General features: G+C 62.6%; 30 protein-coding genes. 14 read left to right on the top strand and 16 right to left on the bottom strand.

Annotated features, from left to right (window positions below; genetic code table 11):
* The 4 genes from ACIQ36_RS08660 to sdhC form a co-directional block, all read right to left on the bottom strand.
* Nucleotides 1-396, bottom strand: a 396-nt coding sequence (locus ACIQ36_RS08660; RefSeq protein ID WP_395828267.1) for a 2Fe-2S iron-sulfur cluster-binding protein, incomplete at its 3' end; no start/stop codon positions are given.
* A 12-nt stretch (nt 397-408) separates the two neighbouring features.
* Nucleotides 409-2,199 carry a succinate dehydrogenase flavoprotein subunit gene (gene sdhA / locus ACIQ36_RS08655; RefSeq protein WP_395828265.1) on the bottom strand — a complete coding sequence of 597 codons (1,791 nt, stop codon included), beginning with the start codon at nt 2,197-2,199 and terminating at the stop codon, nt 409-411.
* Between the two features lies 1 nt (nt 2,200).
* Complete coding sequence (sdhD, locus tag ACIQ36_RS08650) at nt 2,201-2,593, bottom strand: succinate dehydrogenase, hydrophobic membrane anchor protein (RefSeq protein ID WP_395828263.1); 393 nt, start codon at nt 2,591-2,593, stop codon at nt 2,201-2,203.
* 12 nt (nt 2,594-2,605) lie between these two features.
* Nucleotides 2,606-2,989: a succinate dehydrogenase, cytochrome b556 subunit gene (gene sdhC / locus ACIQ36_RS08645; RefSeq protein WP_395828261.1), complete on the bottom strand. Its 384-nt coding sequence runs from the start codon at nt 2,987-2,989 to the stop codon at nt 2,606-2,608.
* A 337-nt stretch (nt 2,990-3,326) separates the two neighbouring features.
* On the opposite strand from sdhC, the gene pdxY reads away from it, so the two are divergent.
* The 5 genes from pdxY (at nt 3,327) to ACIQ36_RS08620 (ending at nt 8,255) form a co-directional block, all read left to right on the top strand.
* On the top strand, nt 3,327-4,199 hold the full coding sequence (gene pdxY / locus ACIQ36_RS08640) for a pyridoxal kinase PdxY (protein ID WP_395828259.1): 873 nt from the start codon (nt 3,327-3,329) through the stop codon (nt 4,197-4,199).
* 18 nt (nt 4,200-4,217) lie between these two features.
* Nucleotides 4,218-5,486 (top strand): phosphoribosylamine--glycine ligase, encoded by a 1,269-nt coding sequence (gene purD, locus ACIQ36_RS08635; protein ID WP_395828257.1) that lies wholly within the window; start codon nt 4,218-4,220, stop codon nt 5,484-5,486.
* 262 nt (nt 5,487-5,748) lie between these two features.
* A complete protein-coding gene (locus tag ACIQ36_RS08630) occupies nt 5,749-6,627 on the top strand; it encodes an ATP-binding protein (protein WP_395828255.1) in 879 nt (292 codons plus the stop codon).
* The gene (locus ACIQ36_RS08625; RefSeq protein ID WP_395828253.1) at nt 6,624-8,024 is read left to right on the top strand and encodes an MATE family efflux transporter; all 1,401 of its coding nucleotides are present in this window, start codon (nt 6,624-6,626) and stop codon (nt 8,022-8,024) included. The genes ACIQ36_RS08630 and ACIQ36_RS08625 overlap by 4 nt, the downstream gene beginning before the upstream one ends.
* Before the next feature lie 24 nt (nt 8,025-8,048).
* On the top strand, nt 8,049-8,255 hold the full coding sequence (locus tag ACIQ36_RS08620) for a hypothetical protein (RefSeq protein WP_395828251.1): 207 nt from the start codon (nt 8,049-8,051) through the stop codon (nt 8,253-8,255).
* A gap of 17 nt (nt 8,256-8,272) precedes the next feature.
* On the opposite strand, the gene upp is transcribed toward ACIQ36_RS08620, so the two are convergent.
* The 3 genes from upp to ACIQ36_RS08605 form a co-directional block, all read right to left on the bottom strand.
* A complete protein-coding gene (gene upp, locus ACIQ36_RS08615; RefSeq protein ID WP_395828249.1) occupies nt 8,273-8,959 on the bottom strand; it encodes a uracil phosphoribosyltransferase in 687 nt (228 codons plus the stop codon).
* A gap of 135 nt (nt 8,960-9,094) precedes the next feature.
* A complete protein-coding gene (gene rpmB / locus ACIQ36_RS08610; RefSeq protein WP_395828247.1) occupies nt 9,095-9,391 on the bottom strand; it encodes a 50S ribosomal protein L28 in 297 nt (98 codons plus the stop codon).
* 140 nt (nt 9,392-9,531) lie between these two features.
* A complete protein-coding gene (locus ACIQ36_RS08605; RefSeq protein WP_395828245.1) occupies nt 9,532-10,473 on the bottom strand; it encodes an exopolyphosphatase in 942 nt (313 codons plus the stop codon).
* A gap of 191 nt (nt 10,474-10,664) precedes the next feature.
* Here ACIQ36_RS08605 and ACIQ36_RS08600 point away from each other — a divergent pair, with 191 nt between their 5' ends.
* Nucleotides 10,665-11,033 carry a 5-carboxymethyl-2-hydroxymuconate Delta-isomerase gene (locus tag ACIQ36_RS08600; RefSeq protein WP_395828243.1) on the top strand — a complete coding sequence of 123 codons (369 nt, stop codon included), beginning with the start codon at nt 10,665-10,667 and terminating at the stop codon, nt 11,031-11,033.
* A gap of 28 nt (nt 11,034-11,061) precedes the next feature.
* Entirely contained in the window at nt 11,062-11,679 is a 618-nt protein-coding gene (locus tag ACIQ36_RS08595) for a gamma carbonic anhydrase family protein (protein WP_395828241.1), read from the top strand.
* A gap of 91 nt (nt 11,680-11,770) precedes the next feature.
* Here the strand turns inward: ACIQ36_RS08595 and ACIQ36_RS08590 are convergent, their stop codons facing one another.
* Nucleotides 11,771-13,000 carry a murein transglycosylase A gene (locus ACIQ36_RS08590; RefSeq protein WP_395828239.1) on the bottom strand — a complete coding sequence of 410 codons (1,230 nt, stop codon included), beginning with the start codon at nt 12,998-13,000 and terminating at the stop codon, nt 11,771-11,773.
* A gap of 79 nt (nt 13,001-13,079) precedes the next feature.
* On the bottom strand, nt 13,080-13,706 hold the full coding sequence (locus tag ACIQ36_RS08585; protein ID WP_395828237.1) for a Tim44/TimA family putative adaptor protein: 627 nt from the start codon (nt 13,704-13,706) through the stop codon (nt 13,080-13,082).
* Nucleotides 13,707-13,890: 184 nt separating this feature from the next.
* On the opposite strand from ACIQ36_RS08585, the gene ACIQ36_RS08580 reads away from it, so the two are divergent.
* The 6 genes from ACIQ36_RS08580 to ACIQ36_RS08555 all read left to right on the top strand — a co-directional run bounded on the left by ACIQ36_RS08580 (nt 13,891) and on the right by ACIQ36_RS08555 (nt 16,594).
* Entirely contained in the window at nt 13,891-14,448 is a 558-nt protein-coding gene (locus ACIQ36_RS08580) for a histidine phosphatase family protein (RefSeq protein WP_395828235.1), read from the top strand.
* A 73-nt stretch (nt 14,449-14,521) separates the two neighbouring features.
* Nucleotides 14,522-15,010 (top strand): protein-export chaperone SecB, encoded by a 489-nt coding sequence (secB, locus tag ACIQ36_RS08575; RefSeq protein ID WP_395828233.1) that lies wholly within the window; start codon nt 14,522-14,524, stop codon nt 15,008-15,010.
* Nucleotides 15,011-15,167: 157 nt separating this feature from the next.
* Nucleotides 15,168-15,317: a hypothetical protein gene (locus ACIQ36_RS08570; RefSeq protein WP_395828231.1), complete on the top strand. Its 150-nt coding sequence runs from the start codon at nt 15,168-15,170 to the stop codon at nt 15,315-15,317.
* Between the two features lie 45 nt (nt 15,318-15,362).
* Nucleotides 15,363-15,716, top strand: a complete 354-nt coding sequence (locus ACIQ36_RS08565) for a hypothetical protein (RefSeq protein ID WP_395828229.1) — start codon at nt 15,363-15,365, stop codon at nt 15,714-15,716.
* Nucleotides 15,717-15,721: 5 nt separating this feature from the next.
* Nucleotides 15,722-16,213 (top strand): RES family NAD+ phosphorylase, encoded by a 492-nt coding sequence (locus tag ACIQ36_RS08560; RefSeq protein WP_395828227.1) that lies wholly within the window; start codon nt 15,722-15,724, stop codon nt 16,211-16,213.
* Nucleotides 16,214-16,294: 81 nt separating this feature from the next.
* On the top strand, nt 16,295-16,594 hold the full coding sequence (locus ACIQ36_RS08555; protein ID WP_395828225.1) for a hypothetical protein: 300 nt from the start codon (nt 16,295-16,297) through the stop codon (nt 16,592-16,594).
* A 71-nt stretch (nt 16,595-16,665) separates the two neighbouring features.
* On the opposite strand, the gene ACIQ36_RS08550 is transcribed toward ACIQ36_RS08555, so the two are convergent.
* The 6 genes from ACIQ36_RS08550 to nth form a co-directional block, all read right to left on the bottom strand.
* Entirely contained in the window at nt 16,666-17,301 is a 636-nt protein-coding gene (locus ACIQ36_RS08550; protein ID WP_395828223.1) for an FMN-binding negative transcriptional regulator, read from the bottom strand.
* A 15-nt stretch (nt 17,302-17,316) separates the two neighbouring features.
* Entirely contained in the window at nt 17,317-17,649 is a 333-nt protein-coding gene (locus tag ACIQ36_RS08545) for an AzlD family protein (protein ID WP_395828221.1), read from the bottom strand.
* Nucleotides 17,646-18,359 carry an AzlC family ABC transporter permease gene (locus ACIQ36_RS08540; protein ID WP_395828219.1) on the bottom strand — a complete coding sequence of 238 codons (714 nt, stop codon included), beginning with the start codon at nt 18,357-18,359 and terminating at the stop codon, nt 17,646-17,648. The genes ACIQ36_RS08545 and ACIQ36_RS08540 overlap by 4 nt, the downstream gene beginning before the upstream one ends.
* A gap of 107 nt (nt 18,360-18,466) precedes the next feature.
* The gene (locus ACIQ36_RS08535; RefSeq protein WP_395828217.1) at nt 18,467-18,682 is read right to left on the bottom strand and encodes a DUF1150 family protein; all 216 of its coding nucleotides are present in this window, start codon (nt 18,680-18,682) and stop codon (nt 18,467-18,469) included.
* A gap of 169 nt (nt 18,683-18,851) precedes the next feature.
* Nucleotides 18,852-19,307: an Hsp20 family protein gene (locus tag ACIQ36_RS08530; protein ID WP_395828215.1), complete on the bottom strand. Its 456-nt coding sequence runs from the start codon at nt 19,305-19,307 to the stop codon at nt 18,852-18,854.
* 109 nt (nt 19,308-19,416) lie between these two features.
* Nucleotides 19,417-20,052: an endonuclease III gene (gene nth, locus ACIQ36_RS08525; RefSeq protein ID WP_395828213.1), complete on the bottom strand. Its 636-nt coding sequence runs from the start codon at nt 20,050-20,052 to the stop codon at nt 19,417-19,419.
* A gap of 31 nt (nt 20,053-20,083) precedes the next feature.
* Between nth and ACIQ36_RS08520 the strand changes: the two genes are divergently transcribed.
* Nucleotides 20,084-20,653, top strand: a complete 570-nt coding sequence (locus ACIQ36_RS08520) for a DUF2244 domain-containing protein (RefSeq protein WP_395828211.1) — start codon at nt 20,084-20,086, stop codon at nt 20,651-20,653.
* 60 nt (nt 20,654-20,713) lie between these two features.
* Here ACIQ36_RS08520 and ACIQ36_RS08515 read toward each other — a convergent pair whose 3' ends face one another.
* A complete protein-coding gene (locus ACIQ36_RS08515; RefSeq protein ID WP_395828209.1) occupies nt 20,714-21,766 on the bottom strand; it encodes a response regulator in 1,053 nt (350 codons plus the stop codon).
* Between the last annotated feature and the right edge of the window lie 27 nt (nt 21,767-21,793).

Raw genomic sequence — 21,793 nt, 5'->3', positions numbered from 1 at the left:
GTAAGGCACCGACAGGTCGGGCACGAGATCCTTCACCACCGGCATATGCGGCAGCGGGTAGATCTTCACATCGTCTTTCACGTCATCAATCGGCTTCAAGCACGCGAGCGTGTTGGTGCCGTCGATATTCATGGCGCAGGAGCCGCAAATCCCTTCGCGGCACGAGCGGCGGAACGTGACCGTCGAGTCGATTTCGTTTTTGATCTTAATCAGCGCGTCGAGCACCATCGGCCCGCACTTATCGAGATCGATCTCGTAAGTATCAAGGCGCGGGTTCTGCCCGGTTTCCGGGTCCCACCGGTACAGGCGGAACCGCTTAACACGCTTGGCCCCATCGGCGCGGAAGGTTTTGCCTTCGTTGATCGTCGAATGGGCTGGGAGAGAAAATTTAGCCATTTTACGATCCCCTTAATACACGCGCGCCTTGGGCGGGAAAACTTCGGCCTCTTCGGTCAAAGTGTACATATGCACCGGACGGTAGGTGAGGGAGACATTGCTCTTCTCATCCACCCAGGCCACCGAATGCTTCATCCAGGTCACATCGTCGCGATCGGGGAAATCATCGTGGGCGTGCGCCCCCCGGCTTTCCTTGCGCGCTTCGCCCGACACCATCGTCGCCTGGGCTTGCCCGATGAGATTATCGAGCTCCAAGGCTTCGACCAGGTCGCTGTTCCAGATCAACGAGCGGTCGGTGATCCCGAGATCGTCGAGGCCCTTGGCGAGCGCGTTGACCTTCTCCACGCCTTCCGACAGCAGCTTGGAATTGCGGAACACGGCGGCATGGGCCTGCATGGTCCGTTGCAGCTTGTCGCGCAGGGAAGCGGTGGTGCTGCCACCCTTGGCGTTGCGGATGCGATCGAGACGCGCCAAGGCATTGTCACCGGCATTGGCGGGCAAGGGCTTGTGCGGCGCGCCCGGCTTCACCACTTCGGCGGCCCGGTGGGCGGCGGCGCGCCCGAAGACGACGAGATCGATCAGCGAGTTGGTGCCGAGGCGGTTCGCGCCGTGGACCGAAACGCAGGCCGCTTCCCCAATCGCCATAAGCCCAGGAACCACGGCGTCCGGGTTGGCGTCGGACGGGCGGATGACTTCGGCCATATAATTTGTCGGAATCCCGCCCATATTATAGTGAACCGTCGGCAGAACCGGGATCGGCTCTTTCGTCACTTCGACGCCCGCGAAAATCTTCGCGGTTTCGGAAATGCCCGGCAGGCGTTCGTGCAGGGTGGCGGCGTCCAAATGCTCCAGATGGAGCATGATGTGATCGCCCGCAGCCCCAACACCGCGCCCTTCGTTGATTTCCACCGTCATGGCGCGGCTCACCACGTCGCGGCTGGCGAGATCTTTTGCCGAAGGGGCGTAGCGTTCCATGAAACGCTCGCCGGCGGAATTGGTGAGATACCCGCCTTCACCGCGCGCACCTTCGGTAATCAAGCAGCCGGAGCCGTAGATACCCGTCGGGTGGAACTGCACGAATTCCATATCTTGCAGCGGCAGACCGGCGCGCAACACCATCGCATTGCCGTCGCCCGTGCAGGTATGGGCGGAGGTGCAGGAGAAATAGGCGCGGCCATAGCCGCCCGTCGCCAGCACAACCATATGGGCGCGGAAGCGGTGGATTACCCCGTCTTCCATATTCAGCGCCATCACGCCCCGGCACGCGCCGTCTTCGTCCATAATCAGGTCGAGCGCGAAATATTCGACGAAGAATTCCGCCTTATGCTTCAGGCACTGCTGATAGAGCGTGTGGAGAATGGCGTGACCCGTGCGGTCGGCGGCGGCACAAGCGCGCTTGGCCATCGCTTCGCCATAGCGCTGCGTATGGCCGCCGAAGGGGCGCTGGTAGATCTTCCCGTCTTCGGTGCGGCTGAAGGGCACGCCGAAATGTTCCAGCTCATAAACGGCGGGAACGGCGTTGCGGCACAGGTACTCAATCGCGTCTTGGTCGCCGAGCCAGTCGGAGCCCTTGACGGTATCGTACATATGGTAGCGCCAGTTATCGTCACCCATATTGCCGAGCGAGGCCCCGATGCCGCCCTGGGCGGCAACCGTGTGCGAGCGCGTCGGGAAGACTTTGGTCACGCAGGCCGTTTTCAGGCCCGCGGCGGTCATGCCGAGCGTCGCGCGCAAACCCGCGCCGCCCGCACCGACCACGATAACATCGTAGGTATGATCGACGATCTTATAGCTCTGGGTCATCTTATTTCCCCACCATCAGCTTCAGCACCGAGACGACGCCGATGAGGCCCGCGAGGAAGGCAAAGCCCCGCACGGCCGCCAAAGCGACAATCTTGGCCACTTCCTCATGCACATAATCTTCGATCACCACCGTCAGCCCCAGTTGGGCGTGATGGAAGACTGCGATGATGAGCGCGATGAGCAGCACCGCGCTCACCGGATGCCCGGCCCAGGCGGCAACCGCCGCATGATCCGCGCCGATGAGGCCGATAATGCTGATGACAAACCAGAGCAGCAGCGGAACCAGCGCAAGCGCCGTCATCCGCTGTGCCCACCAATGGGCGAACCCGCTTTTCGCCGATCCTAAGCCGCGCACGCGGCCCAGCATCGTCCGCATTCCGTTCGGTGCGTTCATACCGCTGCTCCCTTAAATCACGAGGCCCGCGATCCAAGCCGCGAGCGTGAGAACTGCCGTTGCGCCGAATACCGCCATGCCGGATTTGGTGACAGCGGGCAAGCTGAAGCCATATCCGGCATCCCAGGCGAGATGGCGCAGACCGTTGCAGAGGTGATAAAAGAGAGCAATCGACCAACCGAACAGCGCGAGCCGCCCGATCCACGAGCCGATCACGGCTTTCGCCGTCGCAAACGCGGCAGGACCGGCAGCGGCCGAAGCCAACCAGTACAGCAGCAGAAGCGTGCCGACCGATAGGGCAACGCCCGTCAGCCGGTGCAGAATCGACATCGTGTTGGTAATTTGCCAGCGGTAGATTTGCAGGTGCGGCGACAGGGGCCGTTTACGCGCATCCATATCCTCTGATCCCCTTCCCAAGAACCGTGATTAAAAAGTCTCAAACGAGACCATCTAGTCCGGGTCTACCCCGCGTACGCCTTCTTGAAAACCGAAGCGTTCCGCAGGCAATTGTAATGCGACCAATACCTAGACCGACCACCCCCGCAAGTCAACGCAGGGCCCGGAATTACAAGGGTTCGGCTCTGCGTCACGATGTAGCAAGAATGCCGCAGAAACCTTGGCGCTATGCGGTTTTTCGGTATCAGAAATCGCGGCTTTCCCTTGGCGTCGGGCCGGACCTGTCCTATAAGCGCTTGCAATATCGTTTATTTTTGCTCTGACCCCGGTGGCGCGCATGCCCGTTTTGTCGATTCAATCCTCCGTTGTCCAAGGCCATGTCGGCAATAGCGCGGCGGTTTTGCCGTTGCAGGCGATGGGGCAGGAAGTTTGGGCGCTGAATACGGTCGTCCTGTCCAATCATCCGGGGCGCGGGGCCTTTCGCGGGCGCGGCGTTCCGCCCGACGATGTGGCGGCGCTGGTGGCAGGGCTTGAGGCGCGCGATTTGTTCGGCCAGTGCGACGCGGTTCTGTCGGGCTATCTCGGCGATCCTGGGATGGGCAGGGTGGTGGCCGAGGCGGTGGCGGCGGTGCGCAAGCGTCACCCGACCAGCCTCTATCTGTGCGATCCGGTGATGGGCGATGCCGATTTAGCCCACGGCGAAGGGCTCTATGTGCGCCCGGAACTGCCCGATGTGTTCCGGGAAACCCTGGTGCCGATGGCCGATATCATCACCCCGAACCGCTTCGAGCTCGGCATTCTGACCGGCGAGGCGTTGAACGAGATTGGGGCGACGCGCGCGGCGGCGGCCGAAATGCAGCGGCGGATGGCCTCGCGCGGTCCGCGCATCGTTTGCGTTACCTCCTACGATGGCGAGGATGTGCCGGACGATAGTATCGACACGCTCCTGTTCTGCGACGACGGCACCTACCGGGTGCGTCAGCCGCGCCTCGACCGGCGTTTTGACGGGGCGGGCGATGTGTTTGCCGCGCTGTTCTTGGGCTATTACCTGCGCACGCTGAACGCGGTGACGGCTTTGGAGCGGTCAACGGCCACGATGGTGCCGCTGCTGGCGCTGACCGAAGAGCGCGGCTTGCTCGATCTTGCATTGACCGACGCGCTGCCGTTCCTGGTGGATGCGCGCACGCGCTTTATTGCCGAACAAATCTAAGCAAAAGGGAAGAGCGCCGTGAAGCTTTTGGTCGTTGGGGGCGGTGGGCGCGAGCATGCGCTGTGTTGGAAACTGGCCGCTTCGCCGCGCTTAAAAGCGCTCTACTGCGCGCCCGGCAATCCCGGCATCGCCCAGGTGGCCGAGTGCGTGCCGTTGGCGGCGACCGACATTTCTGGCATTGTTGCGTTTGCAAAACAAAATAACGTGGATTTTGTCGTCGTCGGCCCGGAAGAGCCGCTGACGCTTGGCCTCGTCGATGCCCTGGAAGCGGAAGGCATCGCCGCCTTCGGCCCGTCGAAAGCGGCCGCCCAGCTTGAGGGCTCGAAAGGCTTCATGAAGGATGTGGTGGCGGCCGCCGGGGTTCCGACCGCCGCCTATGCCCGCTTCACCGATGCCGAGGCGGCGCGCGCCTATGTTCGCCAGCAGGGTGCGCCCATCGTTGTTAAAACCGATGGGCTCGCGGCAGGCAAGGGCGTGACCGTGGCGATGACCTTGGCCGAGGCCGAGGCCGCGATTGCCGAGGCGATGGACGGCGGCAAGTTCGGCGCGGCGGGCGCGGAACTCGTGATCGAAGAATTTATGGAAGGCGAGGAAGTCAGCTTCTTCGTGCTTTGCGATGGCGCGCGCGGCATCCCCCTGGCTGCAGCCCAGGACCATAAGCGCGCTTTTGATGGCGACGAAGGCCCGAATACCGGCGGCATGGGCGCTTATTCCCCCGCACCGATCTTCACCTCGGCGCTGGAAGCCGAGGTGATGGCGCGGATGATTCAGCCGACGCTGGACGCGATGGCGGCGCGCGGCTGCCCATTTAAAGGCATTCTCTTCGCAGGCCTGATGCTGACGGCTGAGGGGCCGCGCCTGATCGAATATAACATCCGCTTCGGCGACCCGGAGTGCGAAACCCTGCTGCCGCGCCTAAGCTCCGACCTGCTTCCGGCGCTGCTGGCGGCGCGCGAGGGTCGTCTCGATGACGTAACGTTACTCTGGAGCACGGCGTCGGCCATTACCGTTATCCTTGCGGGTCAGGGCTATCCGGGGGAGCCGAAAAAAGGCGGGCGCATCGACGGGCTCGACGCCGCCGGAACCGTGCCGGGCGTGACGATCTTCCACGCGGGCACCAAGCAGGGCGAGGCGGGCATTGTCGCCAATGGTGGCCGCGTTCTCGCGGTGACGGCGACCGGGCCAGATCTGGCGGCGGCGCGGGAGCGCGCCTATCAGGCGGTCGACCTCATTCAGTGGGACGAGGGGTTTTGCCGCCGCGATATCGGTTGGCGGGCGCTGGGCTAGCCCTTTTCCCTGCGGCGGTGCTCCACTGGGGCTGACGCGCTTGCGGTTTACGAGCGCAACTGGCGGCACCTCGGCCCCGACGCGCGCCGCGTAAACCAGTCCGTGGCGGCGCTCGATGGTGGCGGTGTCTTGAATGTTTAAGCGCCTGCGTTTGCTACCTCCGTCCTAATTCCCCGAAACATATCCGACCTCGGATATTATCGCTGGACAATCGCCCATCGGAGCGCTTGACTGCGCCTCTTTAATCGGAGGAAGCGCCCCAATGACCGAAAATCCGGCCCTGCTCGCTCAACTGACCCGCATCGCCGAAGCGTTGGAGCGACTGGCCCCGCCCGCCAATCCGGCGATTGATTTGGCGGCGGCGGATGCGTTCGTGTGGCACGCCGACCGCAGTTGGCTGGAGCCGGTGCCCTCGGTGGCGCGGGTGGAAATCACACTGCTCCGGGGCATTGAGCGGTCGAAAGATTTACTCGTTGCGAATACCGAACGGTTTGCGCGCGGGCTTCCCGCTAATAATGCTCTGCTCTGGGGCGTGCGCGGCATGGGGAAAAGCAGCTTGGTGAAAGCCGTTCACGCGGCGATCAATGCCACAGCGCCCGCCGATCCGGCAAAGCGCTTGGCGCTGATCGAAATTCACCGGGAGGATATTCCCTCGCTGCCCGTGCTGCTCTCGGTCCTACGCGTGCAAACCCGCCGCTGCCTGCTGTTCTGCGACGATCTTTCTTTCGATGCGGGCGATGCGACTTATAAGTCGCTGAAAGCGATTCTGGATGGCGGCATCGAGGGGCGGCCTGAGAACGTGCTGCTCTATGCCACCTCCAACCGCCGTCACATCCTGTCGCGCGAGATGATCGAGAACGAACGCTCGACCGCGATTCACGCCGGGGAGGCGGTGGAAGAAAAAGTTTCGCTTTCGGATCGATTCGGTCTTTGGCTGGGTTTCCACGCCTGTGACCAGGAGACATACCTAGCGATGATCGAAGGATATGCGGCCCATTTCGGCCTGCGCACTCCGCCCGACACTTTGCGCGCCGAAGCGCTGGAATGGGCGATTACGCGCGGGGCCCGCTCGGGCCGGACCGCCTGGCACTTCATTCAAGATTTGGCCGGGCGCTTGGGAACGGAAATGAGACTGATATGACAAAAAGCTTTTCCGCCGCAACTTGGCGCAGCGAGGGCTGGGCGATGCTGGTGCTGGCCGCCCCGGTCGCCCTCGGCCAACTGCTGCAAATGGGCATGAATCTCACCGATATGCTGGTGATCGGCCATTTGGGGAAGGAGCCGTTGGCAGCGGCGGCGCTGGCCCAGGGGCTGTGGGTGTTTTTCTGGTTCTTCGGCATGGGGCTTGCCACCGTCACCGCACCGATGCTGGCGCAAGCCCAGGGCGAGGGGGATAAGGCGGGGCAAGCGCGCATCTTGCGGCAAGGCCTTGGCCTCAATCTGCTCATTGGGTTGGGGATTGCGCTGATTCTCGGCTTCTCGGAAACCCTGCTGCTGTGGTTGGGGCAAGCGCCAGATTTGGCGCGGGAGGCGAGCCATTATCTTGATGCGCTGCGCTGGTCAATCCCGCCGCTGCTGCTGATGACGGTGGTGCGCAATCTGCTCGTCACTTACCAGAAGGCTAACCTGTCCTTGGCGTTTACGATGGGGGCCTTCGTCCTGAATGCGGGGCTCGATCTGCTGCTGGTTTTCGGCGGGCAGAGCATTGGCCTGCCTTGGATTCCGGCGTTCGGCCTGATCGGCGCGGGCATTGCCACGGCGGCGGGCTGCTGGCTAATGGTGGGGGCGATGCTGGCCTATATCGTTATGCAAGCCCCCTTTGCTGCCCTTTGGCGGGCGGGGGGCTCCTGGCGTCCCGAGGCCGCGCTGTGGCGGCGGATGCTGACGCTCGGTCTGCCGATCTCGATTACGATGGTGATGGAAGTCGGGCTATTCGCTATCGCCGGGCTCATGATGGGGTGGCTGGGGACCGACGCGCTCGCCGCCCATCAAATCGCTATTCTCATCGCCTCGCTGACTTTCATGGTGCCCTGGGGCATCTCGCAGGCCGCCACCGTGCGGATTGCGGCGGCGGTCGGGCGCGGTGAGCCGAGGGCGGCGGCGCAAGCGGGCTGGGTGGCGCAGGGCATGGGCCTTGCGGTCATGGGCTCGGCAGCGATTGTGCTTTGGCTCGTCCCCTATCCGCTGGCGCGGCAGTTCTTGGACGCCGAGGCGGCGGCGAATGTGGCCGTGCTGGAGTTGGCTGTGACCTATCTGGCAGTGGCGGCGCTGTTTCAACTGTTTGACGGCATGCAGGTGATCGGCACGGCCAGCCTGCGCGGCCTGTCGGATACGCGCGTGCCGATGATGTTCGCCGTGTTCGGCTATTGGGGCGTCGGGCTCACCACCAGCTATGTGCTGGGGTTTGTGTTCGATTGGAAGGGCATCGGTGTTTGGATCGGCCTTGCCATCGGCCTTGCCACCGTGTCGCTGCTGATGGTGTGGCGCTTCCGGGCGCTCACCCAAGGCAACGGCCGGGCGATTCCCCAGCCGATTTAAAAAAGGAGTGGCGCTTTTGTCGAAATGGCGATTGCCCGGTATCTGGACCGCGTTTTCCCGGCCCATCCCTTAGTTCCCGCCAATCCGGTGGCCGCAGCCCAGGTTGAGCAATGGGCGTCTATCATCGTCACGGCCATCGAACCCGCGTTAATCCGCGCCTATTTATTCGCCTATCTGTTTCCTGGCCCCCCCGATGGCGGCGTAACTCAGGACGCGGGGCTGCTTTTCTAAAAGCGGCCCCGCGTCGCTCAATGCTCTTTCGTGCCGAACAGCCGGTCGCCCGCATCACCAAGGCCGGGGACGATATAGGCGTGCTCGTTCAAATGGCTATCGAGGGCGGCGGCATACACCGGCACGTCGGGGAAGCGCGCGTTGAACACTCGCATTCCTTCCGGCACGGCGACCAGCGCCATGAAGCGGATATTCTCGCGCGGCACATTATTCTTCAGCAGCACATCGACGGCGTGAACGGCGGAATTGCCCGTTGCCAGCATCGGATCGGCCAGAATGAACAGGCGCCCCTCGGGGCGGGGCAGGCGGATGAGATATTCCACCGGCGTCTTGGTTTCGGGATCGCGGTAGAGGCCGATATGCCCTTGCCGGGCCGAGGGCACCAGGTCCAGCAGCCCTTCGACCATGCCGAGGCCGGCGCGCAAGATCGAGACCACCGCCACCTTCTTGCCCGCGATCACCGGCGCATCCATGTCTTCCAGCGGCGTGGTGATGCGCTCCAGCGTCAGCGGCAGGTCGCGGGTGATCTCATAGCCCATCAGTAGCGAGATTTCGTGCAGCAACTGCCGGAACCGCACCGTCGAGGTGGCGGCATCGCGCATGTGGGAAAGCTTATGCTGGATCAGCGGGTGCTTCAGCACGCGCAGGTTCGGAAACTCAAGCTCGCGTGGATCGGTTTCGGACTGTGCTGAAGCGTTGGCCACGCCTTCCCCCCTTTATGAACAATAGCTGCCGTATCTTAACCGCCTGTTCCCAGCGACGCCAGTTAAGGCGCAACAAAAAACCCCGCCGGGCAATCCCTGCGGGGTTTTTTTCAACAGCCGAGGCTGATCGTTCGCTTAGGCAGCAGCCTTAGCGGCGGTCGCCTTGTCGATCTGCTTCTTCAAGCGCAGCACATCGCCGGTGAGTTCCGACGAGCGGGCCTTACCGAGAAAGGCGTCCAGGCCGCCTGCGTGCTCAATCGAGCGGATGGCATTGGTCGACAGGCGCAGACGCACCACCCGGCCCAGGCTATCGCTGGTCAGCGAGGCAACCTGGAGGTTCGGCAGGTAACGCCGACGCGACTTATTGTTGGCGTGGCTGACATTATTGCCAGTGAGCACACCTTTGCCGGTGACGGCGCACCGTCTCGCCATGACCGTATCCCCTATGTGTAACGGTTAATCCTGAACGACTGCTCCAGAGGCCCAAAAGCTCCCGGAACGGTCTGAGAGACGGCGTGTATAGGCAGCGCCGCCTGAAGCGTCAAGCGAAAAGCGTTGTTTTGAGTCAGGTTTTACCCTTCGTCGTCTTCACACGCCTGCATGTCGGGCAGCAGTTCGGCGATCACGGTCTCCACCTGATCGGGGGCAACCTGGCAGGTGCCCGCCGCCGAATGGCCGCCGCCGCCGTAGCGCAGCATTAGCGAGCCGATATTGACCGTTGAGGTGCGGTCGAAGATCGATTTGCCGCAGGCCAGCACCACATTCTGCTTTTCGCGGCCCCACATCACATGCATGGAAATCAGCGACGACGGGTACATCGCATAAACGAGGAAGCGATTGCCCGCGAAAATCTGGTCTTCCTCGCGCAGGTCCAGCACAACCACATTGCCTTCGATGCGACCGATGCGCTCCAACTGCTGCTTGAACTGCGTCTGCTGGGATTGGTACATGGCGACGCGCTCTTGCACGTCCGGGTCGGCCATGATCGGTTCGATCTCGCCGGTGCGCAGCATTTCCATCAGCTTCATCATAAGCTGGTAATTGGAGATGCGGAAATCGCGGAAACGGCCAAGGCCCGTGCGGCTGTCCATCATGAAGGACAGCAGGGTCCAGCTTTCGGCGTCCAGCACTTCATCCAAGGTCCAATCGGCGCTATCGGCCCGGTCGACGGCGAACATCATTTCATCGAGGCTCTCGGGGAAATGATCGGCCCCGCCATAGTGCCGCCACACCACCCGCGCGGCCGACGGCGCGTCGGCATCGATCACAACCCCGGCCTGCTCGCCCTTGCGCTCCAGTTCGGACGAATGATGATCGAAGGTCAGGCCCGCCCCCGGCACATGGGGCAGGTTGCAGATAATATCCCGGTCCGTTACCGGCACTTTGCCGTCTTGCATATCCTTCGGGTGGGCAAACAGAACATCGTCGATCAGATCGAGTTCCTTCAGCAATGCGCCGCAGACCAGCCCGTCGAAGTCACTGCGGGTAATCAGACGATATTTACCGTCGGCCATCTTTATCTCCCGTTGCCCAGAACCATTGAGTTTTACAGTCGGCGGATGGTTGGTCAGATGCGGGTAAAATGCAAGCGAAGAGGCCATGACAGGGCGGGATTTGCGCCGCCCGGCAAGGGCGGTGGGCCGTAGTAACCCATCGCGGATTAGGCTAGCGTAAAGCGATACAGGTGCAATCGTTTGGAGCCGTTATGCCGCAAATTCGTCTTGAAGGGTCGCCGTCGCTTCTGGCGGCCCTCGATCTTCCGCCGATGCTGAACGCGATCCACGACACGGTGGTAGCAATTGCGGGCGCAAAACACGCCGATTGCAAAACCCTGGTGCGCGACGCGCGTGCGGATCACATTAATCTCGGTGATGGAGCCGAAACCATGCTCCATGCCGAAATTCGCCTGATGCCGGGGCGCGAGCTTGCGACCAAGCAAGCCTTGGGGGCGGCGGTCGCAGAGGTTCTAGAGATTGCGGCCAAGCCGCATCTCAATGGACGCAGTCTACAAGCCACGGTCGAAATAGTCGAGTTCCTGCGGGAAACTTACGCAAAACGCGTGGTGCCCGCCTAACCCGCTCCTAACCATGAGGAGACGCGCCATGATCATCACCCATCAAGGCCAGACCCCGCAGATCGACCCCAGCGCCTGGGTTGCCCCCGACGCAACCCTGTGCGGGGCCGTCACAATCGGGCCGGGGGCGCGGGTTCTGCACGGCGCGCGGGTAATCGGCGAAAGCGGCGGTCGGGTGTCGATCGGCACTGAATCGATTGTGTACCAAAACGCCGTCATTCGGGGAACGCGGCGGCATAATTGTACCATTGGAAACAATTGTTTGATCGGCCCGCAGGTCCATATCACAGGCGCAACGATAGGCGATGAGTGCTATATCGCCACGGGCGCGGTGATTTTTCCGGAAGCGCATTTAGGGCGGCGCTGCGAGATCCGCGTCGGCGGAATCGTGCATTTGGGCTCGGCCTTGCACGAGTTTGCCGTCGTGCCGAATTATTGGATCGCGGTTGGCTCCCCGGTCGAGATTCTCCCCCCCGATCAGCACGAATCGATCTGGGCGCGACAGAAGCCGCTCGATTTTCCGCGCGCGGTGTTCGGCGTCAACCGCTCCGCGCCGGACGTGATGGTCGTCATGACGCGCGGTTTATCCGAAGAACTCGCCCCGCATCGCGACGATCAGGTTTGGAGCGGCGGCGCGGGGATTTAGAGCGTTTTGTTTAGCAAAGGCTAGTCGCGGGTGCCAGCGCGTTTGACGCGCAAAGCGCATCGGGCACCCGCTCGGGATTTGCTCTAATCCCCTACCCCACGGGGGCGGTGGTGCGCGGCAGCAGCAGGAAGTAACGGCCCTTGGCTTTCATCCGCCCCGCCCGGTCGGCGGCGACATCGCCATAGCCCCAAAACAAATCGCCGCGCACGGGGCCGCGAATCGCGCCGCCGGTATCCTGTGCCACGACGAGGCGGCGTAAGGGGCCGGTTTTGGTGCCCTCGCCGGGTACGTCTTCCAACTCCAGCCAAACCGGTGCGCCGAGTGCCATGAAGCTCGGGTCAACCGCCAAGGACCGGCCCGGCGTCAGCGCAACGCCCTGCGCCCCCAGCGGCCCCTCGCCGGAAAGCTCCCGGAAGAAGACGAAGGAGGGGTTGGCGTTCATCACTTCTGCCGCGCCCTTGGGGTTGGCGTTCAACCAGGCGCGGATCGTCTGCATCGACACTTCATCGCGGGGAATGGCCCCTTTATCGGCCAGCACGCGCCCAATCGGCACATAGGCTTGGCCGTTTTGGGCGGCAAAGCCAACGCGCATCACCTGCCCATCGGGGAGAATGACGCGGCCCGAGCCCTGGATTTGCAAAAAGAACGCATCGATGGGGTCATCGACCCACACGAGTTCGAGCCCGCGCCCGCGCAAACTGCCGCCCTCAATCGCTTTGCGGTCGGCATAGGGGCGCAGGCGGCCTTCAACGACCCGGCCCGCGATACGCTGGCCACGCCAATCCGCGCGCCAATCGGCAAGCTCAACCGTGATGAGATCTTCCGGGCGGCGGTAGAGCGGGGTTTGGAAAGCCCCGCCGGGGCGGCGCGCGCCCCGCAACTCGGCTTCGTAATAGCCGGTGAAGAGCCCCTGGCGTCCGTCGCGCCCGCTGACTTCGAAGGGCTGAAAATAGGTCTCGAGCGCTTGGCGCAGCGCGGGGGCGGTGCTGGCTTTTTCAATTGCGCCGCAGCCGGCGCGCCAATCGGCCACCTTACCGCCTTGGCCCGCGGGGCCGACCGGACGGCTATCGTCCTGGACGGTCAGCCGGTCGCAACTGCGGGTGAGCGCGGGTTTGGCGGCCAGCAGATCATCCTGCGCCCAATCGGTCAGATCGGTGAATTTCGCGGGTTTTAGTGCAACTTGATCGGGTGGTAGAGTTTCGGCGGTTCCCGGCGTGGGGCGGCTCGCACTCATCTCCCCGCAGGCTGCCAGCAGTAAGAGCGCACTGGCGCAGAGGGGCCGCAGCCCTTTAGAAAACGCTTGAACCGAAAAAAAAGCCATTAGACCATCAACCGACGGGTTTAGGAGATTATCCCAGCGTGCCGCCCCGTCTGCGGCTGCCGGACACGAGAAACGAGGCTTACGCGCCGCCCGCTCGGGTTTGGCTCAGCAGCCAGTTCGGATCCTTGCTGCGCACATCGCGGCGGAAGGTCCAAAGATCGGTGATTTCACCACCGTCCGCCTGTTCGGCGGCAAACCGCACGGTAACGAGGGCAATCGGCCCGTCCATCCGCACGTCGGCAAGGTCGGCGGCAACGATACGCACGAGGGCGACCGGCTCCGGCCCGCCGCGCTGTTGGATGGCGGTATTGAAATCGCCGAACACACTATCGGTCAGCAGCGGGCGCAGGGTGCCGGTATCGCCCTCGGCATAGGCTTTCACGATCATCTCATAGGCCGCGCGCGCACCGCCGACGAAGCCGACTTCCTCGAAATTCGGATCGAACTGGCCCAACTCCTCGATCCCTTCGGCCAAGGAGCGCGGCTCATCGACCGGGCGGGGTTCGGCGCGCTGGCTGGGGATAGGGAAGGGCAAAATTTTGCCGGGCACGGGGCCTTGATCGGGGCGCACGGGCTCCGCACTGCGTTCCAGCGGGTTCGGCTGCTGACGTTCCTCCCCCGTGCGCTGGCCAAGCACGGACAGCAGGCGGTAGAGCAGAAACGCGGCGATCACCGCAAATAGAACGATGGATTCCAGCACGGGCACCCTCGATTCCAAGAGTTGAGTTGAAAATTTACCTTCTCTACATAGGGCCGCGCCCCAAAAAGGGCAAGCGGCCCGGCGCAGGCGTAACGCAGAATCTTGCGGTTTTTGGGCCGCTGCGACTAGCCCTTGCGCCTCGGGCACCCTATTCTAAGCTCACGAGAATTATCTGGGAGCCGCTTTCATCATGTTGATGGTCCGTCACGGACAGTCGGAGTTCAACGCGCATTTCAATCGGACGCGCCGCGATCCGGGTATCCGCGATCCCGATTTGACCGACGAAGGCCGGGCGCAAGCCCGTGTCGCCGCCAAAGTCATTGCCGCTCACGACAGCGTGCGCGAAATCTGGTCGAGCCCCTACCGCCGCGCATTGCAAACCGCCGAGATCATCGCCGAGCATTTGGGCGGGCGGATTCACACCGTCACGCCGATTGTGGGCGAGCGCGCGGCTTACTTTTGCGACTACGGTAGTGCGCCCCATGTGCTGCGCGAGAGCTTTCCGCACCTCAGCTTCGATCACCTCGAACCCCAATGGTGGCCCGATCATGAGGAGCCGGTCAGCGCGTTGCACCTCCGCGCGAACCGCTTCCTGACCGAAATTGCCCAGCACGCGGCGCGCGACGGGTTGTTGATCGTCTCGCACTGGGGCTTCATTCAGGCGGTCACGGGCTTGCCGGTCGGCAATTGCTCGGTCGTGAAAGTTCCCGCTAACCCCAGCGCCGCCACGGTTGTACACGCAACCTGAGCCGTGCTAGGGGAGCTTTGCGCTCTGCCCAGGGCGACGTAATTCGGGCGACCTAATTCTATAGGATACAAAGATGAGCGACGAAAATCAGACCAATGGTCAAGGCGGCGACGCGAATGACGCCCCGCCGATTACGATTAATGTTCAATATGTGAAGGATCTGTCCTTCGAAAACCCGAATGCGCCCGCAAGCTTGGTGCAGCAGGAATCGCCGGACGTGGAACTGCGCGTCGATGTGGGCGCGCGCCAGCTTGGCCCGCAGCTCTTCGAAGTGCTGCTGAGCATCAACGCCAGCGCCAAGCACGCCGACGATGTGGCCTTTCTGGTGGAATGCGCCTATGCGGGCGTCGTGACCCTGAATGTGCCGGAAGAGCATTTGCAGCCGGTGCTGCTGATCGAAGTGCCGCGCCTGCTATTCCCCTTCGCCCGCAGCATTGTGGCGAATGCCGTGCGCGACGGCGGCTTCCCGCCGCTGATGGTCCAACCCATCGACTTCCTCGACCTCTTCCGCCGCCGCATGGCTGCGGCCCAGGCCGAACAGGAAGCGGCAGGCACGGCGTAAAGCAAGAAACCCCGCCCTGGGGTGAACCTTGGGGCGGGGCTAGATTGGTTAGATCAATTATGACACAAAGTCATAACCGATATAACCAATCCGCGAGGGCGCTCTATGGCGGCACGGGGCAGGCAATCGCTATAAATCCGGCAGCACAAGTGCGTGGATGGGAACGCCTGCCGAGGCGCACGAATTTTTGCGCGGCGTTACGGCACGGCAGGTCGTGATCGTGCCGATTATGGCCGAGGACGGACGGGCCAGAAAACCTAAAACCCCCGCCTTTCCCCCGGCTTCGGTCGTCGCGTTGGAGGCCTAGCATCAGGCGACGGCGCGGGCGGCGGTTCTCGCAAGCGCCGAGTGGTTGACGGCGGCGCAAATCAGCGCACTTGCCGGGTTCAGCCCGATCAACCCCAGCGCTCAGCCGAACCGTTGGAAGCGGCAAGGGGCGATTTTTGCCATCCAGAACAATGGCCTCGATTATTTCCCCCACTATGGTCTCGACCCCGACCGGGGCTATCGGCCTTTGAAGGCGTTGGCCCCGATCCTGGCTCGTCTGGCCGGGGTGCGGCGCGACTGGGGGTTGGCGCTCTGGTTCGCTTCGGTCAATAGCTACCTCGGCGGTCAGCGCCCGCAGGACGTGCTGAAAACCGCTCCAGATGAGGTGCTGGCAGAGGCAGAGGCAGAGGCAGAGGCAGCGGGCGTTCTGCCGGGTTGAGGGGAATGCCGTTCTCGCAAACCCTCCCCAAGCCACCGGAGCAAACGGCGGTTACGCACTATTGCTGGTCTGCGGGCCGTGTGTTCCACAGGATTCATGCGGCGCAATATGGTGCAGCCGAGTTCAATGAAAGCCCGCACGGTTCGGCCCGCTTCAGCCCACTGCGCGCGGCGGGTGGCACCATTATCCCAACGCTCTATGGCGGTGAGACGTTTGAGTGTGCCGCGATGGAAACCGTTTTTCACGATGTTCCCTTCGCGCCGGGGCTTCAAACCATTGCCAAGCGTCGGCTAGAAGCGCGCTGCGCGTCGAGAATAACAGCACAGACCGATTTGACCCTGATTGATCTTTCCGCAGTCGCGCTTCGTAAACTCGGGCTAATGCGGAAGCAGTTGATCGATACCGAAGCCGACTGCTACCCCCAAACCCGCCACTGGGCGCTGGCCCTCTACCACCAGCGTTCCGAATGCCAGGGGCTGTGCTGGATTTCCCGCTAAGACGATACCGCCCGCGCCCTCCTCCTCTTCGGCGACCGCCTGCCGGAAAATGCGTTCAGCGTCGCAAGAGAGCCGCAAAATTTGTTGGACGATGCGGGCCTTTATGGCGCGCCGCTGCTGCTGATGCCGCTCGCCTGGCCGCGCCTGAGACTGCGCGCCGCCGTCGATGCCGGGATTCTGCTGGCGGGGATTGGTGTGCTGTTCGTGCTTGCAATGCGTGTGCCCGAAAGTCTCGTCGTGTCCTGGGTCTTCGGCGCGCTGCCGGTGGAAACGGTGGGTCTCGCGCTGAAACCCGGCCTTGCCCGCAGCTTGCTCGTCGAAACCCTCACCCATTGTGGCGCATCGCGCAGGCAGCGCAGCCCAGCGCGAAACAAGGTATGATCATCAATCAAAAGCAGCCGCATGCGCGGAATTTAACTTTTTCCGCGTAAACGGCCTATCGATCAAATGATCTAGGGCCTATTGGCCATCGCCTCGGCCACCGCGTAGGCTTTGGGATCGGTTTCGCCGCGTAGGCCCGCGATCACGCCGTCGATATCCTCGGCGGGGCGGTTTTGCGAGAGTTTGCGTTTGCCGGTGATCGCCGTGATCGGCAGCTTGAAGGCGGTGATACCCTTCAGCATGGCGGCGATGTAGCTTTCGGGCGCGTCTGAGAGCGACCAAGGTTCGGCCCGATGGCCTTCGAATTTTGCCGTGAGTTGGCTTAAGAGTGCGCGCATCGCGTCGGGCTCGGTGATCGGCTCGGCCTGGCCGACGCAATCGACGACGCTATAATTCCACGTTGGCACGGCTTTGCCGTGGGCCTGTTTGCTGGGATACCAGCCGGGAGAAATATAAGCGTCGGGCCCCTGGAAGACCGCCCGCGACGGCGCGGTGAACACCGCGTTTCCGTGCGGGTTGGGTTTGGCGAAATGGCCGTAGAGCGTGCCGTTCGCGCCTTCTTCCGGCACCACGATCAACGGCAGCGGTGTCGCCAAGGGAGCGCCGCCCGCCGGATCCGCCGTGATGAGCAGCGCAAACGGGTGCGCGGCGATGAAGGCGTGCAGCGCGGTCAGATCGGTTTCGGCGAAAGCGGGCGGGACATACATGGTCGTTTCCTCATACTATAACCCCAAGAGTTTAAGACTAACCGTGGCCGCCACGGCAAGCGCTAAAGCGACGGCTAATTGCCCTGTTAGACGCATGCCAAGATAGGCGGCGGCGGCTCCGGCCCATTCGGGCAGTCCCCCCTTCAGCAGGGCGGGCACCACGAGGGCAGCGAACATCGCGCCCGGCAGATGGTGCAGGAAGGCGTCGAGAAACGGCGTTGGGCGCAGGAAGCGCACCATCAGAATCCCGCCCGCGCGCACGGCAAAAGTGGCGCCTCCCATGGCTAGAAACGCGATCAGGGTGGCGGTATCGACGCGGAGCATTTCCGCTAAGGTCGGAAAGTTCATGCGACGGCTCCTGTGCGTGCCTTGAGGCTATCCCGGACCGCGCCTGCAAATGCCCCGGTCAGCCCGCCGATCAAAATGTACCAAGCCCCCGGCAGCGTGAGGCTGGCAATCCCCGCGCTGGCAGCAGCAGCCCCCCACGGCAGAAAATCGGCGGGGCTGCGGTAAAGCCCATGCAGCAAGGAAACGAAAACGGCGGTGCCGACGATCCCAAGGCCCAAGGCTTGCGGATCGGGCACAAGGCCACCCGCGAACCAGCCGATCCCCCCGCTCACCGCCCAGAAGCTATAAAGGCACATGGCCGAGCCCATATAGTAGCTGGCCGTGACCAAGGTCGCCTGTGGTCCGCGCAAGGCTTGGATCGTCACGGCCCAATTTTCATCGGCATTGAAGGCCGAAGCCGCGAGCGCGCGCGGCAACCCCAGCGGCAGCAGCAAATCTTTTAGGGCCGCAGTTTGCAGAAGATAGCGCAGGTTGAGAATGAGAACAGCCAGCGCCAAAACGGCAACGGCGGGCGGCTGGGTCCAGAGTTCTAATGCGAGCAATTGGCTGGAGCCCGCAAAAACGATCAGGCTCATCAACACGGTTTCGGCCACGCTCAAGCCTTTACCAGCCGCGAGCAGCCCATAGACGAGCCCGAAAATCACAACACTGAACGCGAGCGGCAGGCAGGCCAAAAATCCAGCCCTAAAGCCGAGATGTAACGAAGACACCTTTATCCCCTAACCTCACTAGGCCGATCGACCGGATCGGCACGTGGACGCTAGGCTAGGGGATGGGGCGGGGAGGGTCTTGAATGAAATTGCGCGCGCGGCAGCGCTCAATGGGCGTCGAGCGGCTCCAGATCATTCTGCTTAATCGCGGCTAAGGCCAGATCGCGGCTTGTGGCCACTGCCATCGCGGTGCCATCGGCCCCGAAAATGCCATAGGCCGGCTGGCCTTCATGAATGACGGGCTTCACATAAGCGATCCCGCCGGATCCGAGCGCGGCAAAATCGCTGGGGGTGAAACTGGTGGGGCGTTGTACGAACAACATAGCGTCGTCCTTTCTTCTCTGGGCTTCCGCCGAAACCTGCTTATAGCCCGGCTTGGGGGGAACGCGGCACGGGTCCAGTATCACCGGCGCGGGGGGATTTGTCCCACGCGCAAGGTTACTGTGACGGGGAAATTCTTAAAGAGAGATTACTGGCGGCGTGACAAAAGCCTTATTCCGGCGCGACATCCAAGGTGGGAGTCTTCGGTTTGGCTTTCGGCGGGGTTTTGATCTCCACCGTGCGCACCGTCACTTCCGGCATAGGCCGGTGCAAATCGATGTTCAGCAAGCCATTGTCGATCTCGGCCCCGACGACCTCAATACCCTCGACGAGCACGAAGGTGCGCTGGAACTGCCGCGCGGCGATGCCTCGGTGCAAAAAAATGCGATCCGAATCATCCTGCTGACGGCCCCGAATGACGAGTTGATTATTCTCGATCTGAATCGACATATCTTCGCGGCGAAACCCGGCGACGGCCAAGGTAATGCGCAGCCGATCCTGGCCGGTTTGTTCGATATTATAGGGCGGATAGCCCTCATTGGCCCCCTTGGCGATCCGGTCGAGCGTGCGCTCGACGTGTTCGAACCCCAAGAGAAACGGCGAGTTGAGCACCGAAACGCGGGTCATGAAATCCCTTCTCCTTCAGATAAAGCGAGCGGGTGTTCGCCCTCCAACCCGAAACGGCATTGGACGGCAGTGGGTAACGCTTCCTACATGGCACTTGGGGCGCGGTTCATCAAGAGTGCGTCTTCTCGGGATAAGTACAAAATTCGGCCACGGGGCAGCGGAAGCACTCTGGTTTGCGGGCTTTGCAGATATAGCGCCCGTGCAGAATGAGCCAATGATGCGCGTGCAGAAGCCAGTGCTTCGGGATGCGTTTCAGCAAACCCTCTTCCACCGCCAGCGGGGTCGCGCCGGGGGCAAGGCCCGTGCGATTGCCGAGGCGGAAAATATGCGTGTCCACCGCCATGGTCGGTTGCCCGAAGAAGACGTTTAGCACCACATTCGCAGTCTTCCGCCCCACGCCGGGCAGGGCTTCCAAGGCGTCGCGGGTGCCGGGAACCGCGCCGCCGTGCAGCACAAGCAGTTGCTGGCTGAGGGCGAGCACATTCTTGGCCTTAGCGTTGAACAGGCCGATGGTTTTGATGTGCTCCCGAATCCCCTCTTCCCCCAAGGCCACCATGGCGGCAGGCGTATCGGCGGCGGCAAAGAGGCCGCGCGTGGCTTTGTTCACCGAGACATCGGTTGCCTGGGCCGACAGCACGACGGCGACGAGAAGCGTGAAGGCGCTCGAAAACTCAAGCTCGGTCTTGGGCTCCGGGTTGGCCGCCGACAGCGTGGCGAAGAACCCTTCGATAGCGGTTTTGCTCATTTTTTTAGAAGCGGGGTGTTCGGGGGCGACCATGCGATCCTCGGGCGGCAGCGGAAGCGTTGACTTTGCCTGGGCGCGGCGCAAGATCAAGGGCATCGTGACCAACGCAAGCCTTGCCCCTTATGATCTCTCCGATCCCGGACCCGTGGTGTTCGATGCCGAGTTGCGCCCGCATCGCTCGCTCTCGATGAAAGGCTTTCGGGTCATGATGGCGGCGGTGATCGGGGTGAGTGCGATTGCGGGCGGCGCGGTTTTCGTCGCAGGAGCCTGGCCGGTGATCGGCTTCATGGGGGCCGATATTCTGCTGATCTATTGGGCGTTTCGCGCCTCGTACCGGGCGGCGCGGCGCTGCGAGAAACTGCGCCTTACGCCCGAATGGCTCACCATCCAGCGCATCGACCCCAAAGGCCGGGGCGATACCGAGGCGCTGCGCCCCCATTGGCTGCGGGTGGAGTTGGAGGAGCCTGCCGGGCCATCAACCCCGCTGCGGCTGTGGAGCCACGGGCGCGCGGTGGTTGTGGGAAGTTTTCTGCCGCCATCGGAACGCGAGCGGCTGGCGGGGGCGTTGCGCGCCGCGCTGGGGCGGCTGCGCGCGGTTTAGAGCCTTTGTTTTGTTACGCAAATGCGTCGTCGCAGGTGTGCCACCTGCTCGGGATTTGCTCTAGTGCGCCACCATCAGCCGGTCGCGCGCGCGCTCCAGGCTGGTGATGAGATCCTTACCCATCTGTCCGCCCTCACCCTTAATCTTCTCGCGGATCACGGCATTGATCCCGTCGATATGGGTGCGGATGAACTCGAAAAGCTGGTCGCTCGCTTCCGAGATATCCAACGTGCATTCGTAAAGCGAGCGCCCGAAAACGGTAATCAGCGGATAGCCGAAGGTGGAGCCTTGGCCGCGCAGATCATGGGCGATCTTATTGATGGTCTGGATCGGAATGAGCCGTTTGCGCGGGTCCAGCGCTTTGCCCGCCCGATGGGCTTCGTAAAGCTGTTGGATCGAGCCGCGCACCCAATCCGAATAATCTTCTTCCATTCGGTCGAGCTGCTGTTCGGCCTGTTGCAGCAGGCTCGGGTCGATCACCAGCGGGCCGCGTCCGATCCCGGCAATTTTCTCGCGCAGGCGGTTCGGCAGTTTGAACACGAAAGCTTTCGCGTTCGGGTTGACCGAGCGCAGGCGGGAGCCACTGTAGAGAATTTCTAGGTCTTTTTCGGTCGCAATGCGCCTATCGACGTCATTATAGGGCCGCACCTGCCGCCGCCGGTCTGGGCCGAAATAGTCGCGTGTGTAGATAAACGGGCGCGGCCCATCAATCGCCGCAATCAAATGATTGGCGACGGCTTTCACCGAAAACGGTTTGGCGAGAAACTCGGTGACGCCCAAATCGCGCACTTCGCGCACCTTATCGCCGTCCGCCGCCCCGGAGATCATCACGAACGGAATAAAACGATCCGGCGAATCTTCGCTCTGGCGCACCCAGCGCAGCACCATCGCCCCATTGATCGGCGACATGAGGTAATCGCAGATGATGAGATCGGGCACGAGCGCTTGGGCGGCGGCGGCGTTTTTGCCGATGGAGCGCAGGTGCGTAATCGCAGCCCCACCCTCTTCCATCACCACGATCCGGCCCACTTTGAGCGCGCGCAGAATCTCTGCCAGCATCCCTCGGAAAAAGGGGCTGTCTTCGATAATCAGCACGCTCAGGCGCTCGAACACGGGTATCCTCCTTCATCGCTCGCAGCC

This window comes from Elstera sp. (assembly GCF_044372965.1).
Lineage (GTDB): Bacteria > Pseudomonadota > Alphaproteobacteria > Elsterales > Elsteraceae > Elstera.
This window is presented reverse-complemented; position numbering and strand designations above follow the sequence as displayed.

Coding starts and splice junctions, on each gene's coding strand:
- ACIQ36_RS08560 (WP_395828227.1), top strand. CDS start 15,722: ATGCCGTTCTCGCAAACCCTCCCCAAGCCACCGGAGCAAACGGCGGTT.
- ACIQ36_RS08570 (WP_395828231.1), top strand. CDS start 15,168: ATGGGAACGCCTGCCGAGGCGCACGAATTTTTGCGCGGCGTTACGGCA.
- ACIQ36_RS08605 (WP_395828245.1), bottom strand. CDS start 10,473: ATGGCCGACGGTAAATATCGTCTGATTACCCGCAGTGACTTCGACGGG.
- ACIQ36_RS08620 (WP_395828251.1), top strand. CDS start 8,049: ATGGCGATTGCCCGGTATCTGGACCGCGTTTTCCCGGCCCATCCCTTA.
- ACIQ36_RS08530 (WP_395828215.1), bottom strand. CDS start 19,307: ATGACCCGCGTTTCGGTGCTCAACTCGCCGTTTCTCTTGGGGTTCGAA.
- pdxY (WP_395828259.1), top strand. CDS start 3,327: ATGCCCGTTTTGTCGATTCAATCCTCCGTTGTCCAAGGCCATGTCGGC.
- ACIQ36_RS08545 (WP_395828221.1), bottom strand. CDS start 17,649: ATGAACTTTCCGACCTTAGCGGAAATGCTCCGCGTCGATACCGCCACC.
- ACIQ36_RS08580 (WP_395828235.1), top strand. CDS start 13,891: ATGTTGATGGTCCGTCACGGACAGTCGGAGTTCAACGCGCATTTCAAT.
- ACIQ36_RS08600 (WP_395828243.1), top strand. CDS start 10,665: ATGCCGCAAATTCGTCTTGAAGGGTCGCCGTCGCTTCTGGCGGCCCTC.
- ACIQ36_RS08625 (WP_395828253.1), top strand. CDS start 6,624: ATGACAAAAAGCTTTTCCGCCGCAACTTGGCGCAGCGAGGGCTGGGCG.
- secB (WP_395828233.1), top strand. CDS start 14,522: ATGAGCGACGAAAATCAGACCAATGGTCAAGGCGGCGACGCGAATGAC.
- ACIQ36_RS08535 (WP_395828217.1), bottom strand. CDS start 18,682: ATGTTGTTCGTACAACGCCCCACCAGTTTCACCCCCAGCGATTTTGCC.
- sdhD (WP_395828263.1), bottom strand. CDS start 2,593: ATGAACGCACCGAACGGAATGCGGACGATGCTGGGCCGCGTGCGCGGC.
- ACIQ36_RS08595 (WP_395828241.1), top strand. CDS start 11,062: ATGATCATCACCCATCAAGGCCAGACCCCGCAGATCGACCCCAGCGCC.
- nth (WP_395828213.1), bottom strand. CDS start 20,052: ATGAGCAAAACCGCTATCGAAGGGTTCTTCGCCACGCTGTCGGCGGCC.
- sdhA (WP_395828265.1), bottom strand. CDS start 2,199: ATGACCCAGAGCTATAAGATCGTCGATCATACCTACGATGTTATCGTG.
- ACIQ36_RS08590 (WP_395828239.1), bottom strand. CDS start 13,000: ATGGCTTTTTTTTCGGTTCAAGCGTTTTCTAAAGGGCTGCGGCCCCTC.
- sdhC (WP_395828261.1), bottom strand. CDS start 2,989: ATGGATGCGCGTAAACGGCCCCTGTCGCCGCACCTGCAAATCTACCGC.
- rpmB (WP_395828247.1), bottom strand. CDS start 9,391: ATGGCGAGACGGTGCGCCGTCACCGGCAAAGGTGTGCTCACTGGCAAT.
- ACIQ36_RS08520 (WP_395828211.1), top strand. CDS start 20,084: ATGCGATCCTCGGGCGGCAGCGGAAGCGTTGACTTTGCCTGGGCGCGG.
- ACIQ36_RS08630 (WP_395828255.1), top strand. CDS start 5,749: ATGACCGAAAATCCGGCCCTGCTCGCTCAACTGACCCGCATCGCCGAA.
- ACIQ36_RS08550 (WP_395828223.1), bottom strand. CDS start 17,301: ATGTATGTCCCGCCCGCTTTCGCCGAAACCGATCTGACCGCGCTGCAC.